Origin of the sequence: Ancylobacter sp. IITR112 (genome assembly GCF_041415945.1) — a bacterium.
In the GTDB taxonomy this organism is placed as follows: domain Bacteria; phylum Pseudomonadota; class Alphaproteobacteria; order Rhizobiales; family Xanthobacteraceae; genus Ancylobacter.
Genome location: NZ_JBGCUS010000001.1, coordinates 3,312,909 through 3,328,734, shown reverse-complemented (window position 1 = coordinate 3,328,734; position 15,826 = coordinate 3,312,909). Strand labels below are relative to the sequence as shown.

General features: G+C 67.1%; 16 protein-coding genes. 1 reads left to right on the top strand and 15 read right to left on the bottom strand.

The features are described 5' to 3' along the window. Positions 1–87: 87 nt before the first annotated feature. From AAC979_RS15840 to AAC979_RS15795, 10 genes are all read right to left on the bottom strand, one after another. Complete coding sequence (locus AAC979_RS15840; protein ID WP_371347833.1) at positions 88–471, bottom strand: hypothetical protein; 384 nt, start codon at positions 469–471, stop codon at positions 88–90. Positions 472–474: 3 nt separating this feature from the next. Beyond that, positions 475–1,041 (bottom strand): hypothetical protein, encoded by a 567-nt coding sequence (locus AAC979_RS15835; RefSeq protein ID WP_371347832.1) that lies wholly within the window; start codon positions 1,039–1,041, stop codon positions 475–477. Positions 1,042–1,081: 40 nt separating this feature from the next. After that, positions 1,082–1,414 carry a DUF2190 family protein gene (locus AAC979_RS15830; protein ID WP_371347830.1) on the bottom strand — a complete coding sequence of 111 codons (333 nt, stop codon included), beginning with the start codon at positions 1,412–1,414 and terminating at the stop codon, positions 1,082–1,084. Beyond that, positions 1,411–1,629 (bottom strand): phage head-tail joining protein, encoded by a 219-nt coding sequence (locus AAC979_RS15825; RefSeq protein ID WP_307017508.1) that lies wholly within the window; start codon positions 1,627–1,629, stop codon positions 1,411–1,413. Before AAC979_RS15825 ends, AAC979_RS15830 begins: the two co-directional genes overlap by 4 nt. Then, positions 1,629–3,413, bottom strand: coding sequence for a prohead protease/major capsid protein fusion protein (locus AAC979_RS15820; protein ID WP_371347829.1), 1,785 nt, complete (start codon positions 3,411–3,413; stop codon positions 1,629–1,631). Before AAC979_RS15820 ends, AAC979_RS15825 begins: the two co-directional genes overlap by 1 nt. Further along, positions 3,410–4,726 carry a phage portal protein gene (locus AAC979_RS15815; RefSeq protein ID WP_371347828.1) on the bottom strand — a complete coding sequence of 439 codons (1,317 nt, stop codon included), beginning with the start codon at positions 4,724–4,726 and terminating at the stop codon, positions 3,410–3,412. The genes AAC979_RS15820 and AAC979_RS15815 overlap by 4 nt, the downstream gene beginning before the upstream one ends. Beyond that, positions 4,717–5,166: a hypothetical protein gene (locus tag AAC979_RS15810; protein ID WP_371347827.1), complete on the bottom strand. Its 450-nt coding sequence runs from the start codon at positions 5,164–5,166 to the stop codon at positions 4,717–4,719. The genes AAC979_RS15815 and AAC979_RS15810 overlap by 10 nt, the downstream gene beginning before the upstream one ends. Before the next feature lie 116 nt (positions 5,167–5,282). Next, positions 5,283–5,516, bottom strand: a complete 234-nt coding sequence (locus AAC979_RS15805; RefSeq protein ID WP_371347825.1) for a hypothetical protein — start codon at positions 5,514–5,516, stop codon at positions 5,283–5,285. 14 nt (positions 5,517–5,530) lie between these two features. Beyond that, on the bottom strand, positions 5,531–6,670 hold the full coding sequence (locus AAC979_RS15800) for an AAA family ATPase (protein ID WP_371347824.1): 1,140 nt from the start codon (positions 6,668–6,670) through the stop codon (positions 5,531–5,533). Positions 6,671–7,246: 576 nt separating this feature from the next. Further along, positions 7,247–7,381: a hypothetical protein gene (locus AAC979_RS15795; RefSeq protein ID WP_371349075.1), complete on the bottom strand. Its 135-nt coding sequence runs from the start codon at positions 7,379–7,381 to the stop codon at positions 7,247–7,249. Here AAC979_RS15795 and AAC979_RS15790 point away from each other — a divergent pair. Continuing rightward, positions 7,331–7,495: a hypothetical protein gene (locus tag AAC979_RS15790; RefSeq protein ID WP_371349123.1), complete on the top strand. Its 165-nt coding sequence runs from the start codon at positions 7,331–7,333 to the stop codon at positions 7,493–7,495. The two genes, AAC979_RS15795 and AAC979_RS15790, sit on opposite strands and share 51 nt — an antisense overlap. A 215-nt stretch (positions 7,496–7,710) precedes the next feature. Here AAC979_RS15790 and AAC979_RS15785 read toward each other — a convergent pair whose 3' ends face one another. The 5 genes from AAC979_RS15785 to AAC979_RS15765 form a co-directional block, all read right to left on the bottom strand. After that, positions 7,711–9,024 (bottom strand): tyrosine-type recombinase/integrase, encoded by a 1,314-nt coding sequence (locus AAC979_RS15785; protein ID WP_371347822.1) that lies wholly within the window; start codon positions 9,022–9,024, stop codon positions 7,711–7,713. A 353-nt stretch (positions 9,025–9,377) separates the two neighbouring features. Beyond that, entirely contained in the window at positions 9,378–9,707 is a 330-nt protein-coding gene (locus tag AAC979_RS15780; protein WP_371347820.1) for a hypothetical protein, read from the bottom strand. Next, positions 9,689–12,379, bottom strand: coding sequence for a molybdopterin-dependent oxidoreductase (locus AAC979_RS15775; protein ID WP_371347819.1), 2,691 nt, complete (start codon positions 12,377–12,379; stop codon positions 9,689–9,691). The genes AAC979_RS15780 and AAC979_RS15775 overlap by 19 nt, the downstream gene beginning before the upstream one ends. Positions 12,380–12,390: 11 nt before the next feature. After that, a complete protein-coding gene (locus tag AAC979_RS15770) occupies positions 12,391–14,019 on the bottom strand; it encodes a sulfite reductase subunit alpha (RefSeq protein WP_371347818.1) in 1,629 nt (542 codons plus the stop codon). Further along, entirely contained in the window at positions 14,016–15,809 is a 1,794-nt protein-coding gene (locus AAC979_RS15765) for a NirA family protein (RefSeq protein WP_371347817.1), read from the bottom strand. The genes AAC979_RS15770 and AAC979_RS15765 overlap by 4 nt, the downstream gene beginning before the upstream one ends. Positions 15,810–15,826 lie beyond the last annotated feature (17 nt).

The following is a 15,826-nucleotide window of genomic DNA, read 5'->3' as shown; positions in this document are numbered from 1 at the left end:
GAACCCCACAAAAATCGTGTGGAATGAGGGATATTTCGGGGGCGGCGAACCCGCGGCCCAGGCCCCTCAGGAAGGACCCGCCAACGTTCACGGCTTCCTCGCACCCCGGCAGCGACACAGGACGCGACCCATTCCGTCCGGCTCGGTGACGGCGACAAGGAAGGTGCGGCCGTCCCTTTCCAAGGCGACGATGATGTCGCCCTGACGGGGCAAGATCGGAAGCGCCGAGGTGGCGAAACTCACGTGCACCGTTTCGCTGGGGACAGTGGTCGGGTGCGCCGCGGCACGTTCGGTAGTCGGCAGGACTGGGGTCAGGTCAACAACGGCGGTGGTCTCGAACGCGGTGCGGTCCGGGTCCGGGCCGCCGTGCGAGAACTCTCCGCTTGCGCGCTGCGGCTCAACGCGGACGCGCTCGCCGAACTCCCGGTCGACGGCGCCAGAGGCAAGTGCTTCGAACCGAGTGAACCGCATCGGCTACCTTCCGACCGTACACCGGCGCTTGATCTCGGCGACAAGGCGCGCCGGCAGATTGGCGACGACTGTGTGCCAGATGGCGATCGGTGCGCCATCTTCTCTGGTCATCTCGCGGGGGATATTCGGGCCCCACAATTTGACGATTGGCAGGCGGGCCTTGCCCTTGCGGCGGTACACCTGACCGCCAAGCGCCGAAGCTTCAACACGGGCGCCGGGAGCGCCGCCCTTCATGAAGGCGCCGGGGAATACGCGGCGCACCTTCCAGGGCGAAGCACTGACGCCCTTGCGCACCTCGCGCGCACCGAAGACGGCAAGCGGGAGAAATTCGTCTGTCGCTTCGATGCGATATGAGAGGCCACCGGAGGAAGCGGACTTGCTCCGCACCACCGCAGCGACACGGCCATAAGGGGCGCCCGTCGCTCCGGCGATCGAACGGCGGATCGCGGTGCGCTCCTTCGACATTTCGCGATTGAGCGACTGCGCCAGGAGACGACCGTCTGCGCCTTCAACCTGATCGGCTAGGCGACCAACCTCTGTGATGCGTTCGATTTTTACCTTCATGGCCACCTTCGAAGGGGAAGCCCCCGCCGTAGCGGGGGATGATCGATCAGAACGAGCCGTTGAGGCGGACGAGGCCGGTGGCGCTGGGGTTCGCAGCTTGCTCGACGGCCACCCCGATCAGGCTGTTGCCGCTGGCGGTGGTGGTGGCGACCTTGTTGGCCGCGTCCCAATAGACCTTGGCGCCGATGGTCCACGCCTGGGCACTGGTCTTCTTCAGCTCGAAGACACCGATGCAGGCGATGTTGACGGTCGCCCCTTCCGCAGCGTCGCCGGAGGCGATGCCGAACAGCGAGCCAACAACCACACCCTCTCCAGCGAGAACGCCACCGGCTGGCGCCGGCACGGGAATGTTGTTGCCGTGGTGGCGAAAATTCTTCATGTCCAGTTCCTGTTCTTCATGACTTCGTGCACGCGGATGCGCGGCCTGCCCTCGGTAGACGCAATCTGTGCTTCAAGATCGCGGAGAGCGGCGAGCATGTTCGCGGTGGTCTGATAGGTGATCTCTCGATCTCGAAAGACGACCTTCAGCGCTCCACTCGAAATAGCCCGGCGCAACTCCTCGCGCTGCTGATAGAGGTCCTCAAGCGCGCTCATCACGAACCGGGGTTCTTGTAGAGACCGCGGAAGTCGATCACGCCGCATCCGAAGTCGAGACCGGCGGCGACCTTGACGGCGCGGGTGTCGAAATCGATCTCGGTGCGGATTTCCGGCCCGTTGGCACCGGACACGTAGCCGTAGACTACCGAGGGCGCCGATGCAGGATCGACGGCGAGGTACCATTCATTGCCGGCGATGTTGGCGTCGACGACAACCTCGAGGAGGCCACTCCACGGGTTCGCGTCGGTCGCCTTGGTCGGCGTGATGGCGGCGACGACCTGACGGGCCGGCTTCTCGTTGTCGGGGCCAACGATCAGGAAGCGGGGCGCAAGGTTGAGCGGCACCCCGTCGAGGCTCTTCTGCTTGCGGATCGCGGCAATGGCGGCATGGAGAAACTCGTTAATGCCGGAACCGGAGGTGGCAAGATTTCCATGGTTGGCATGGAAGAGCGCCACGCCATCCGAGAGCGCCGCATTCGCCGCCAACAGGCCGTAGACGCGGGCGTTCTCGTCGCTGGCGGCGCGGATGGCGATCATCGAAGAGAAATCGGCCAGTGCGCTCAGGTCATCGTTGAGCAGGGCCTGCCGGCCGATAATGATGCCGGCATCGAGCTGCTTCGCCTTCACCTTCTCGCGGTTCTCGGAGATGGTGCCGAACTTCACGCCGCCGTTCTCGACAGTGTCGGCGAACTTCGGGAAGTCGCCGATCCGCAGGAAAGAGTGGTCGCGGAAATCGGTGAACGGCCGCTGTGCCGACCAGCGTCGATAGGTGGGCTCGGCGGCGGCGTAGTTTGCGAGGAGCGACTTGTTCGCTGCATCGGCGAGAAGAAGGGGGAAGTCGCTGGTGGAGTGGGCGCCGACAGCGCGCTCGATCAGGGCGCCACGGTCGCGCAGGTTGACACGCTCGCCGCGGGCCTGGGCGAGGTCGCCAACCATCCCGAGGAGGTCAAGGGCGCGGAACTCGGCGGCACGACCCTCGAGCTTTACGCGGCTCGGCGCCATGCGGTGGGCGAGAGCGTCGCCCATGGCGGAACGGATCGCCGCCGGGTCCGTGTGATCCTGCCCGATCGCGGCGCGCGCGGTCTGGATCGGCGCAGGGCTGCGGGAGCGCATGGCTTCGAAGGCGGCGGCACGGGCGGCGTCCGCGGTGGCGCCGGCATCGATCTGGCCGTCGATCCACGTCTGATCGAGGCCGGCGAGGGCGCCAACGGCGCGAATTTCAGCGTTGATTGCAGCTCGGGCGGAAAGGTCGTTCACGTTCTGTTCGTCGTTGTGTTCGGGCATCGGGGCCTCACTTCGGATTGCTGCGTTCGGGTCTGCCGGAATAGGGGTGAGGGAGACTTCGGCCAGTTCCCACCTGGTTGCCGTCACACGGCGCCGGCCGGCCGCGTCGGTTTTCTCCTCACGTGTCAAGATGCGGTATCCGATAGAAGTCCCTCTGACATGGCCATCGGCGATGTCCTGGGCGATCGGGGAAACATCCTCCCGGCGGGAGAGGGTGAGGGTTGCTTCGACGGTCGTGCCGCGCGCGGTGATGTCCTTCGCGCTTCCGAGCACGTCGGCGAGGTCGCTGCGACGGTGGTTGTTGAGGATCGGCACGCTTCCAGAGGCGGGAAGCACCATGCCGCTGTGGTCGAGAATTTCGATGTAGGCGCCGCGAGCGTCGTACCGCTCAACCTCGGCTCCGGCCGCGATGACGGCCCGCATGCTGCGGGTTTCTGGATCGAAGGTCGTTGAGCCGGTCGACGCCAGAGGAGCGAAGCGCGTCACAAGACTGTTCACTTTTTGTTCTCCTTCGGAATGAAGGGGTCGGCGGCAAGCTCCGCATCCAGCTCGGCGATGTCCCGACCGCGCTTCGCGACCAATTCGGCGCGGCTTGTCAGGCCGGCACTGAGGGCGGCAATGTCCGCCTCAACGTCCTTCGCTGGATCGATCGGGAGCCAAGCCGGCCAGGCGATGATCGGCTCAAGGGAGCCGGCAACGTTCGGGGCGATACGGCCGTGCAACGCTTCGATCGTGAGCCAACGGCGCCAAAGCGGTCGAACGATCTGGGCTTCGACCAAGGTCCGGCGCAGCACATCGACGCGCTTTCGAAACTCGCCGAAGCCGGCGCGCATGCTTGAATAATTCACCGCCGACAGGTCGGCAGTTACCAGTTCGAATGGCAGTCCGACACCCGCGGCAATTGTTCTCAACATCTCCCGGCGGAGGGCGTCCGCGCCAGTGAAAGCAGGCGGAGCGGAGAACTTCACGTCTAGGCCGGGTGGCAATTCCACGAGGGCGCCAGGGCTTAAGCCCGATGCCGGCGAAATATCGTCCGCGGGCTGACCGCTCGCGTTGGTAAGGACCCCTGCGAACAAGGCCGCGGTCTGCGCAAGCGCGAGCGCGCTGTCGTCCAACTCGGCGAGCTGATCGAGCTTCGTTGCCACGGGCGCCAGCCAGGATAGACCGCGCACCTGTCCGGGATGGTCGCGGCGGAACGCATGCAAAACGTCCCCCGCGTCGACGGGCTGCGCCGCGAGCGCATAGGCCGCTGGCATCGCGTCGGAGGCTGGCCTGATCCAGAAGCGAGCCGGCCGGCCTCTGACATCCATTTGGATGCCGGCTACGATGCTGCCATCCGCGACGGGGCGCGTCATGGTCGCGTCGACCTGCTCGGGCGCGATGCTCCGCAGCACCAATTCGCCGGCTTCGTCGGCTTCCATCAGCAAGAAGGCCTCGCCGCTGGCGACGATGCCACGCGCGGCGCGCGTTAGGACGCCGGCGAGGTCGTCGCGACCTTCGGCGTCGGCACGGTCCCACCAGCGCGACCAGGCGTCCGAAACATGTTGGCGCAGCGCAGCGTCGGCGGTTCGCGGAACGATCGAAGGGCCATCGGAAACGAGATTGCTTGACCAGTGACTAACGATGGCAGCGGCGGTCGCATCGTTCATCGCAAGCCAAGCGGCTCGCTCGGCGGCGAGCTGGCGGCGGGTGGTGATTTCTCGGGCGGGCGATCTCAGCACCTTGCCACGGCTCCACCGCTGACCCGAGCCGCCCGCCTCGATCGAGCGGAAGGCGTGCGCGGCGGCGCGCATGCGATCGATCAAGCCCATGCGGCCACCTCACTGCGAAGCCTCACGACGCGCTCGACATCCTCGAAGACACTGTCGAGGTCGATCACATGCGCGGCGGACTGCCCGCGCTGAAAGAGGTCGGAAAGATCTTCAGCCGACACAATCCGAACGCGAAAATCACCGGGAGCCTTCACGCCGCACTGGTGGTGGGTGTCAAAGACATCCGCCACGAAAAAATGCTTGCCGGCGGGTGGATCAATTCGAGGGATATCCTGACCAATCGCAGGGTCAAGGCCGACATCTTGCAGGCGCAGTAGAACGGCCAGCCTCGCGATGTCATTATCTGTCCAGTCGCGACCGCGTCCGGGAAGGTTGCTGGTGCGGTCCATCGGCTCAAAATGCCCCGAGGCGATGAGACTGTGCACTCGGCCCGCTGGTATCGCGAGAGCTTCAGCGATCACGGGCGCTGTAATCTTCATGTCATCACCCGTTGTTTGGGTTACTGAATGTTATATATCACACTTTTCTAATAATGCAAGTTATACCCGATTTACTTCTATATCGGTCTGTCCATTGTACCTGTTCTATTCATCAATCAATGGGTCGGAACCAGTACAATCGTTTCGACGTGCTCCACGAAGACACGGAGATGCGTTTCCGTCGCGTCGTCTGTGACGACAATGTCGACGACTGCCAGCGGTTCGGGCGCCGCCACGTATTCGGCCGGCTCCGGCGCGGAAGGCGCCTCATAGGCAGTGCGCAGGGCCTCGCGCTCAGCGGCGATGCGGCGCGCGGCATCGACCGCGATCTGGGCGGCGGTTCTGGTCATGGGGGGGCCTTTGGTTAGAGCGCATCTGGCAACTTCAGCATCGGGACGGAAGGGACAAGACGGGACACCCCCCCTAAAGGGGGGGGGATGTCCCTGTCCCCTGTCCCCCTGTCCGTCGCCGCCTTGCTCGGAGGGGACATAAGCGGGACATGTCCCGAAGTGTCCCGCACTGTCCCGTGTCCCGCTTCGATCAGCCCGCTATCAGCCAACGCCCTGATAGAGCGCTGGAAAGCCTTCTTCTTGGCAGCGGTAGATCGCTCTCCGAACGCGACATAAGCCGATGCTCGAATGTCCCCGTCGTGATGCGGGCCGGGTCCAGCGGCCCGGATGATCTCAAGGACAAGGGACATGTCCTTGCTCGGACGAATGTCCCGCCTGTCCCCCTGATGAGTTCCGCTCTCGGCAGCTTCGCATATGCGGGAGACGATGAGAGTTTCGACGGTCTCTCCGGCGATCAGTCGGCTTGCCGGCTCAAAATCCACGGTCACGACGCTACCGGCGCGGCCGTTCCGCATCTTCTCGACGGTGGCGACTGAGGCAGCTCCCCGCGCCTCCAGCCGGATCGCAGCGTCGGCACGGTCGCGGATGACCTGCGAGCCGCGTTCCCGGCGAGGGTCGCCCTTGCCAGGGTGGTGCAGCACAAGAGCGGAGCATTTGAGTTCGCGGGCGATGCGATGCATCGCCCCTGCCACGGCGCCCGCCGTGCTGTCCTCGTTCAGGCTCAAGCCGTCGACCGAGGCCGCCAGCGTATCGAGCACGACCAGCGCTACGGGAAGCTCACGGACCTCCGCGACCATGCGCACAGAGGCGATGACAGCATCGGCGAAACGCGGCTGGTCCGCCCGGCAAGGCGGGGCCATGACGCCGACCGGCAGGGTATCCGGCAGGCCAAGGCCATGGACCGCGACCGCGACGCGATCCTCGACGCCGCCGACATCCTCGGCGGCGATGATGACGACTAGGCCGTGAGAAGTCGGGTAGGGGCCAAAGGGAAGCCCCGCCGCAACCCGCACAGCGATGCCGACCGAGGTGAAGGTCTTCCGGGCACCCGTCTCGCCAAACAGGACGGTCAGACCGCTAGGGATCAGGCCCGGCACGGCGCCACTTATGCGACTAGACGGCCTTGCCACCACATCCATGGGGAAGCGGATCAATGGGCCTCCTCCTCTTTAGCGCCATCCGCTATAAAGTCGATAGCGCACAGGTCACGAGATACGACCTCGTATTCACACCCATTCACGTCAATGTTTTCCGAACTATATTGCCGGAGTGGAGCGTATGTGCTATGTACTGTGTCGCACAGGCATGCATACCCTCTGAGGGCCGACCCGTTACCCGCGGGCCGGCCCTTTTCATTTCGGCAATGTGCTGATGGTGGAACGGCGACATCCTGATGCGGAAGGCCATTTGCTGGGGCGGATAGGTGTGCCCGAGGCGATCTCGTGCGGATCGGCTAGATGGGACAGCCGGAGCCGGGATTGCCGGTCAGGCCCGTGCGCGCCTGCGGCCGAAAACTGCGTGGTCGGGCGCGAAGGCCGGTAGAGCTTCAAGCGCAGCCGGAGCGCTTGGGTGCAGCTCGCCGGCCCGCTCGTGGATGTTTCGCGCCAGGTTGCGTTAAGTCTGACAAGTACACGCTCGTAGTTGTCTTCAGTTTCCTGATGAACTTTCATCCACGTTCTCAACAAAAAACCCCGCCGAAGCGGGGTTTATTTCTGCATAAGATACTATTCTTAGGCGGCTTGAGACGTGTTGCTCCGCCGACGCGAATAAATCCATGCCTTCAGGTCGCCAACTCGGTATCGAATGCGGGCCCCATGGCCAATTCCCATCCGGATAAACTCGGGTCCGCCACCGAGGCACCGCATTTTATTCAGCGTCGCCGCGCTCACATTCAAATACCTCGCGGTTTCTTTAACCGTGAGGAGGATGTCGTCCTCTTGCTGCTGCACCATGTTCTGTCCCTGCTCGTGCTGAAATGAAAAAGGCCCGCCGCGGCAGAGCCGGACGGGCCTTGAACTTGAGCGGCGGACGCATTTCGTCCCCACACGCGAAGAAAATGGCTCAAATTGCCGCTTTTGTCAAGGTTTGTTTCCGTTTGTGTTCTAATGTGGTCGGAATTTCTATTTTGTTTCAATGGCGAGGGTGGTGTGGATCACGGGAATTTCATCAGCGGAACCGATGAAAACTGAGACAGTCAGTTGGTCGAACCCGCCCTAAGGGGCACGATCCGGCCATCGTCTCGCCCGTCCAACGCTGCCGCCACGCGGCTCCCGACACGATCAGCGACAGCGCGCAGCGGGTCGTCGGCCAAATGCGCGTATCGCGACGTTGTAATCGGTTGCGTGTGGCCAAGAAGCCGACCGATGATCGGCAGCGATGCGCCACCTGCCGCCGCGAAGCTGGCGAAGGAATGCCGAAGGTCGTGCAGCCGCACGCCCTCGAGCCCCGCCCTTCCACTCACGGCACGCCATGGGCGGTTCAGGTCCGCGCGCGGACAAGGTGCGTCCTTCGTGTCTTTCTCGCCGGGGAACACGAAAATTGATCGGCGAGGAAGCCCCGCCAGAATAGCAGCCGCAGGCGCGGGAAGGATCACGGGCCGTCTCCCGGTCTTACCGTGAACGAAAAGCACCCCCCGCTCCAGGTCCACGTCCGACCACCTCGCGTGAAGCACCTCGCGCAAGCGCGCTCCGGTGAAAATCAGCAGCCGCAGCGCAGCCGCTGCGTCCGGATCGATCTTTGTCCGCTGCACTACTTTCGGAACATGCTTGGTCTTCTTCGTCGGGTCCGGCTCCCACGCTATCCCGACCGTTTCAGCCTCCCTAATGGCTTCGCCTAGCCGCATCACTTCCTCCGCCGACAGGAAGCGTTCCCGCTTCACTTCCTTGAACGCTTCAATGCCTCTCGCGGGATTGGTTCCAATCGGGAGGTAGCCCTGCCGTGCCGCCTCTTTGTAGACCGAGCCGATGAATTCGACGCAACGGTTCGCTGTCGCAGGCATAGTCCGTCCGATACGCTTGTGCAGCTTCGCGATATCGCCGGTCGTAATCGCGTCTAGCTTCATGCTCCCAAGCGCGGGCCGCAGATGTTTGCTCATCAGCGAGCGATAGTTTCGGATTGAGCCGGGCCGAAGTCGCGCCTCTGCTGGCCGGGCCTGGGCAATCTCATCCGCCTCAGTCAGGTAGGCATCTGCGAACGCGCCAAATGCCGGAATGCCCCTCTCCTTGCGGCGAGCTTCGGCCGGGTCGGCGCCGAGCCGAACCTGTGCTGCGACATCCGTCGCTTTGCGGCGGGCTTCGGCGGGCGTCAGCTCCCCGTGGCGTCCGAGCACGATGAGGCGCTCTGGCGCATTCCTGCCCCCCGATCCGGTTCGATAGCGATAGACGTAGCTCTTGCGGCCAGATGGCTCGATCCTCAAGCCGAACCCCGCAAGCTCGGCATCCCAAATCGTATACCGCCCCTCCCGAGGGGCTGCGGCGTCGACTGCGCGCTTGTCGAGTTTCGATCCCATGTCCTGACCCTCAGTGTCGAACCTGATGTCGCAAGTTCTGCACCGGGTCCGCACGTGGTCCACACAAGGTCCGCACCGGGTCCGCACGCAGAAAGGAAACACCAGAACAGTCTTGGACCCAAAATGATACGTTTGTCCAGACGCCGCAGAGCCTTAGGGAAACACTAGACAACACACGGAAACTCGGGATAACAGAAAGTCTAAAGCTCATAACCTGAAGGCCGCAGGTTCAAATCCTGCCCCCGCAACCATCACGACCGACAAAGCCCGCAGCCTCGGCTGCGGGCTTTGTTGTTTTGGCGGCTTTGGCGGTCCCCCGGCGCGCGGTCCATGCGGGGATGGTGCGCCGCGGGTCAATGGCGGAGCAGGACCGACCAGTCTCCCAGGGTGAGGCCGATCAGCAGGAAAGCGAAGGCGGCCCCGCTGCTGACGCGGCGCGAGAGATGCGAACGCGGCGCGTAGACGAAACGGTCGAAAACACCTGCCGCCACCAGCACGGCCGCCGAGGAGGGCCAGCCGATCTGTGTGCCGAGGAGCAGCAGCGAGCCGGCGAGCGCGGCCGTGGCCAGGGTGGCGAGGGCGGGCTCGGCCGCCTCCTGCGGATGATTCAGCAGCGCCAGGAAGCTGGGCAGGCTGAAGGTGACCGAGAGGATGAGCGCCAGTGTCACGGCAGGAAAGAGCATGGCATCTCGCGAGGTCGGCCGTCGGCGACGGCTAGGATGAGGTGACGCAGTTCGGGCAGGCAGGAGCCGCAATTGGTGCCGCAGCGCAGGCGCCGGCCCAGTTCATCCGTGCTGTCGGCGCCCGCGTGGACGGTCCGGCGGATCAGCTCCGCGCCGATGCCGAAGCACGCGCACACGATCTCGCCGGGCGCGGCGACATGATCGCCCGCACGCGCGGCCAGAAGGTTGCGGCGCGCGAGGGGGGTGAGCGGGTCGCGGGAGGCGAATTGCCCGTAGAGCCAGCCCGCATCGGGAAGGGCGCCCGGCGTGCCGACCATGACGTACTCGGCCAGCCGGCCGGCTTCATCCAGCGCCGCGCTGCGGAACACCCCCCGCCCGCCGTCCCGCAGTTCCGCCCGTCCCGGCGCCGCGCGCAGCAGGGCGAGGGCCGCGCCGAAACCCTGCTCGGGCGTTCCCGATCCCGACAGCCGGTAGACATAGCCGCCGTCAATGGCGGCACGGGACCAGTGCTCGATCGTGTCGGGCGAGAGACGATGGCGGGACAGGAGCTGGCCTTCCCACCCGCAGGCGACCGGCGCCAGACGTACCGGCGTGTGCTTCAGCTCGGGCTGGCCGGAGATCGGGTCGCAGGCGGGATTGACCACCCGCCCGGGCGAGGCGCCGGGCATGAGCGCGTCGGTCCAGTGCATGGGCATGAAGACCTGGCCCTTCGCGACATCGGCGCTGACATTCACCCGGGCGATGGCCGTGCCCCAGGCGCTGGAGATTTCCGCCAGCCCGCCCGCCCGCAGCCCCGCCGTCTCTGCGTCGGCCGGATGCACCGTCACGAAGGCTTCGGCCGCCTGCGCCATAAGGCGGGGCACCTCGCCGGTGCGCGTCATGGTGTGCCACTGGTCGCGCAGCCGCCCGGTGTTGAGCACCAGCGGCGCCCGCATGTCGGGCAGATGCGCCGGAGCGCTCTGGCGGACCGGGACGAGGCGCGCGCGCCCGTCGCGCGTCGGGAAGCGCCCATCGGTGAACAGGCGCGCCGTCCCCTCGCGACGCCCGGCGGGCACGGGCCATTGCACGGGATCGAGCGCCTCATAATCCGCGTCCGACAGCGTCGCGAGACCGGAAATGTCGAACAGCCGCGCGCCGTCATTGCGCCAGCCCGACAGGGCGGCGTGCTCGCGAAAGATATCGGCGGGGCTGTCATAGGCGAAGGCCGCGCCATGGCCGAGCCGGCGGGCAACCTGCGCCAGGATCCACCAGTCCGGCCGCGCCTCGCCGGGCAAAGGCAGGAAAGCGCGCTGGCGGGAGATGCGCCGTTCCGAATTGGTGACGGTGCCGGCCTTCTCGCCCCACGCCGCCGCCGGAAGCAGCACGTCCGCCGCGCGGGCGGTATCCGTCCCGGGCACGCAGTCGGAGACGACGAGGAAGGGGCATTTCTCGAGCGCGGCGCGGACGCGGACGGCATCGGGCAGGCTGCCGGCGGGGTTGGTGCCCATGACCCAGAGGGCACGGATGCGCCCCTCGTCCAGCGCCCTGAACAGGTCCACCGCCTTCAGCCCCGGCCGTTCGGCCAGGCGCGGGGCCTGCCAGAAATCCCGCACCCGGGCGAGGTCGGCCGGCTCGCCGAACGAGGCATGGGCGGCGAGCTGGTTGGCAAGGCCGCCCACCTCCCGCCCGCCCATCGCATTGGGCTGGCCGGTGAAGGAGAACGGCCCCATGCCCGGCGCGCCGATCCGCCCGGTGGCGAGGTGGCAATTGATGATGGCGTTGACCTTGTCGGTGCCGTGCGAGGACTGGTTCACGCCCTGCGAATAGACGGTGACGACCCGGCGCGTGGCGGCGAAGGCGGCGTAGAAGGCCTCGACCTGCGCCGGCTCCAGCCCGCAGCCGCGCGCGACCGTGGCGCTGTCGGGCGCGTCGTCCTGCGCTGCCGCCAGCGCGGCGTCGAAGCCGGAGGTCGAGCGGGCGAGAAACGCCGGGTCCAGCGCGCCCGTACGCGCGAGATGCGCCAGCAGGCCATTGAACAGCAGCACATCCGTGCCGGGCCGCAGCGGCAGGAACAGATCGCAGTCCCCGGTGGTGGCGGTGCGGCGCGGGTCGATCCCCACCAGAAGCGTGCCGCGCCGGGCGCGGGCGTCCGTGAGGCGGCGGAACAGGATCGGGTGGCACCAGGCCGCGTTGGAGCCGACGAGGACGACGAGGTCCGCCTCGTCGAGATCCTCATAGCAGCAGGGGACGATATCCTCGCCGAAGGCGCGTATATGGCCGGCGACGGAAGAGGCCATGCACAGCCGTGAATTGGTGTCGATATTGGCGGCGCCGATGAAGCCCTTCATCAGCTTGTTGGCGACGTAGTAATCCTCGGTCAGCAACTGGCCCGAGGCGTAGAACGCCACCGAGTCAGGCCCGTGCGTCTCGATCGCCGCGCGAAAGCGGGCCGCTACAAGGTCGAGCGCCGTGTCCCAGCCGGCGCGTTCCCCGTTCACCATCGGGTGCAGCAGGCGGTGCTCCGGCGACAGCGTTTCCCCGAGAGCGGCCCCCTTGGTGCAGAGCCGCCCGTGATTGGCCGGGTGGGTCGGGTCGCCGGCCGTGGCGGCGGCCACGCCGCCCAGCACGCCGCAGCCCGTGCCGCAATAGGGGCAGGTGGTGCGGATGGCGGCCGGAGGGGCGAACAGGGTCATTGGCCGCCCTCTCAGTACACGTCGGCCTGGTAGCGGCCGGCGGCCTTCAGCGCGGCGATATAGGCCCTGGCGGCGGCGGCATCGCGCCCGCCATGCTGCGCGACCACGTCGTGCAGCGCCTTGTCGACATCGGCGGCCATCCGCCTGGCATCGCCGCAGATGTAGAAATGCGCGCCGCGTTCGAGCCAGTCGAACAGGCTCGCTCCCTCCTCGCGCATCCGGTCCTGCACATAGACCTTGCCGTCGCCGTCGCGCGACCAGGCGAGCGACAGGCGGGTCAGCGTGCCCGTGGCCTGGAACCCCTCCAGCTCCTCCTCGTAGAAGAAATCGCTGGCGCGGTGCTGATGGCCGAAGAACAGCCAGGCGCCGCCTGCCGCGCGCGTCGCCAGCCGCTCCTGCAGGAAGGCGCGGAAAGGGGCGATGCCGGTGCCCGGGCCGACCATGATGATCGGCACGTCACCGGAGGCGGGCAGGGCGAAGCCGTGGGCCTTCTGCACATAGACCGGAAGTGTGGCGCCCGGTTCGATCCGGTCGGCGAGGAAGGTGGAGGCGACGCCGAGCCGGGTGCGGCCGCCAATGTCGTAGCGCACCGTGTCGACCGTCAGGCTCAGCCGCCCGGGTGCCGCCTTCGGGCTCGACGAGATGGAATAGAGGCGCGGCTGCAACGGATCGAGCGCGGCGAGGAAGGCGCCGGCCTCCGGCACGGCCGAGCATTTGTCGAGCGCCGCCAGCACATCGGTGGTCGCGAGGTCGCCATCGGGATCCTCGCCCTCGGCGAGGCGGGCGAGCCTGACCTTCTCGTCCGGGTCGGCCGTGCTTTCGGCCAGCAGGGTGAACAGCGCGTCGGGCGCGGGCCCGAGGGCCTTCTCATGGAGAAGCATGTCGCGCAGCGGGCGCCCGTCGACGCGCGCCGCGTCCGTCAGGCCGAGCCGGGCGATGACGGCGTCCACCAGTTCCGGCGCATTCACCGGCATGAGGCCGAAACTGTCGCCCGCCGCGTAGTCGAGCCCCTCCGGGAGCTGGAAATCGAGATGCCAGGTCTGCTTCGAGGAGGCGCCCCTGTTCAGCCGGCGGCGCGAGAGGAAGGTCGCGGCGACCGGATGCTCGCGCGAGCGGCCGGGCGCCGCGGCGACCGGCGCGGCGGTGGCGGGCGCGGTTATGGCCGACATTTGTGCCGGCGCCTCGCCCTCGCGTTCGGCGGCGAGCTTCTTGAGCGCGCGCAGCGTGTCCTTGCCGCCGGGCTGGCACAGGTTCAGCCGCGCCTCGGCGCCGCTGGCGAGGGCGTTGGAGTAATCCTCGCAGCTATAGCCGCACTGGCCGCAATCCTGCTGTGCCATGGCGGCCATCATGCGCCGGCGGAGCGGCCGTCCCGCGGCCATGTCCAGCCGCTCGGCCAGCGGAATCGTCGGGTCGTGCCAGGGGGCCGCGCCATCATCGCCGTCGCCCGGGCCGGTGGCAGGGGCGAAGCTCACGCCGGGCATCAGCGCCTGGGCGTGATCGGGGGCGAGTGGCGCGGCGCCCTGTCCTTCGAGCGCGAGCAGGCCGGCGAAGAAGCCGTTGAGCCAGGCGCGCTGGGCCGGGCTGAACGGCGCGTTGTCCGGCAGAAGCGGGGTGAGGAAAGGGGGCGGCTGGAGGCTCATGGGGTGCCCTCCGGGCGAAACAGCGCGGCGAGCGCGGCAATGTCGTGGCGGCGGGTGAATGCGGCGAAGCCCTCATCGGGGGAGGCGCGGTGCGCCATCCAGGCGGCGAGCATGCGCTCGACGAGCTGCGGCGCGTCTTCCGCCTTCACCCGGGCGAAGAGTTCGCGGCCAATGCCGGCATCCGGTCCGAAGCCGCCACCCACCAGCACATTGTAGCCGTCCACCGTGTCCCCCTCGTCGGAGACGGGAACGCGGGCGCCGATCAGCCCGATGTCGCCGATATAGTGCTGCGCGCAGGAGTGATGGCAGCCGGTGAGGTGGATGTTCACCGGCTGGTCGACCTCCACGCGCCCGTCGCACCAGCGCGCGATCTCTTCGGCGTTGCGCTTGGTCGGGGCGGCGGCGAACTTGCAGCCTTCGCTGCCGGTGCAGGCGACCAGCCCGGCGCGCACGGCGGAGGCGGAAATGCCGAGGCCCAGCGCCTCAAGCGCCGCGACGGCGAGCGGGACATCGGCATCCTTGACGCCGGAGATCAGCAGATTCTGCCAGACGGTGAGGCGGATGTCGCCATCGCCGAGGTCGCGGGCGAGGCGGGCGATGCCGCGCATCTGGTCGACATCCATGCGCCCGACGGGAAGCACGATGCCGATCCAGTTGAGCCCGGCCTGCTTCTGGCGGTGCACGCCGATATGGGTCTGCCGTCCCGCCTCCGGCCGGGCGACGATGGCGCCGGCAGGGGCACGGGTCAGCGGCGCGCCGAGCCTGGACTCGACCTCGGCCAGGAAGGCATCGAAGCCGATCGCGTCGAGCACATATTTGAGCCGCGCCTTGTTCCGGTTGGTGCGGTCGCCGCGGTCGATATAGACACGGACGATGGCGTCGGCGACCCGCGTGGCGTCCTCCGGCGCAACGATCACGCCGGTGTCGCGGGCAAAGTCCTTATGGCCGGTGATGCCGCCCAGCGCGAGGCGGAACCACACCCCCGGCGCCACGCCGTGCCCTTCCCGCAGCTCCACCGCCTGAAAGCCGATGTCGTTGGTATCTTCCAGCGCCGCGATCCGGCCGGCGCCGTCGAAGGCGACGTTGAACTTGCGCGGCAGGCCGAACATGGCCCGCTCATTGAGCAGGTGGTGGTGCCATTCCAGCGCATAGGGGCGGGTGTCGATCAGCTCCTGCGGGTCGATGCCTGCCGTCGGCGTGCCGGTGACGTTGCGGATATTGTCGGCGCCGGTGCCCTTGCAGCTAAGGCCGAGCCCGGCGAGCTTCTCCAGCACGTCGATGCCATCGCGCGCCGGAACCTCGCGGATCTGCAGATTGGCGCGGGTGGTGACATGGGCATAGGGGCCGCCATGCGCCTCGGCGATATCGGCCACCCCGGCGAACTGCCAATGGGTGACGATGCCGTTGGGAACGCGCAGGCGCACCATGTAGCTGTCCTGCGTCGGGCCGACGAAGAACAGGCCGTGATAGCGCCACCGCAACACGTCCCGGCCCTTGGGATAGACGCCGTCGCGCGCCGCCTGCTTCATGCGCGGGTAGGAATCGAGGCCCAGTTCCTCCCGCTTGGCGATCTCCGCTTCGACCAGCTTGCCGCCGGCCGCCTCGATACGGGCCATGGCGCGGTGGCTGGCGGCATCGGGGCCCGCTTCCGGAGAGGGCGCGGGGGCGGCGGCCGGCGCGGCCTTCGCCCCGCCGATCGGCGGCAGCCCGCGCGAGGCGCGGATGGCGGCGATGCCGGAGACGAAGCCCTCCAGATAGTTCTTCTGCTCGACGGTGAAGTCCCCGCTCATGGCGTCCTCAACTGCAC

Coding starts and splice junctions, on each gene's coding strand:
- AAC979_RS15815 (WP_371347828.1), bottom strand. CDS start 4,726: ATGGGCTTGATCGATCGCATGCGCGCCGCCGCGCACGCCTTCCGCTCG.
- AAC979_RS15810 (WP_371347827.1), bottom strand. CDS start 5,166: ATGAAGATTACAGCGCCCGTGATCGCTGAAGCTCTCGCGATACCAGCG.
- AAC979_RS15780 (WP_371347820.1), bottom strand. CDS start 9,707: ATGCTCTTTCCTGCCGTGACACTGGCGCTCATCCTCTCGGTCACCTTC.
- AAC979_RS15805 (WP_371347825.1), bottom strand. CDS start 5,516: ATGACCAGAACCGCCGCCCAGATCGCGGTCGATGCCGCGCGCCGCATC.
- AAC979_RS15840 (WP_371347833.1), bottom strand. CDS start 471: ATGCGGTTCACTCGGTTCGAAGCACTTGCCTCTGGCGCCGTCGACCGG.
- AAC979_RS15795 (WP_371349075.1), bottom strand. CDS start 7,381: ATGCGGTGCCTCGGTGGCGGACCCGAGTTTATCCGGATGGGAATTGGC.
- AAC979_RS15825 (WP_307017508.1), bottom strand. CDS start 1,629: ATGAGCGCGCTTGAGGACCTCTATCAGCAGCGCGAGGAGTTGCGCCGG.
- AAC979_RS15765 (WP_371347817.1), bottom strand. CDS start 15,809: ATGAGCGGGGACTTCACCGTCGAGCAGAAGAACTATCTGGAGGGCTTC.
- AAC979_RS15775 (WP_371347819.1), bottom strand. CDS start 12,379: ATGACCCTGTTCGCCCCTCCGGCCGCCATCCGCACCACCTGCCCCTAT.
- AAC979_RS15785 (WP_371347822.1), bottom strand. CDS start 9,024: ATGGGATCGAAACTCGACAAGCGCGCAGTCGACGCCGCAGCCCCTCGG.
- AAC979_RS15770 (WP_371347818.1), bottom strand. CDS start 14,019: ATGAGCCTCCAGCCGCCCCCTTTCCTCACCCCGCTTCTGCCGGACAAC.
- AAC979_RS15790 (WP_371349123.1), top strand. CDS start 7,331: ATGGCCAATTCCCATCCGGATAAACTCGGGTCCGCCACCGAGGCACCG.
- AAC979_RS15830 (WP_371347830.1), bottom strand. CDS start 1,414: ATGAAGAATTTTCGCCACCACGGCAACAACATTCCCGTGCCGGCGCCA.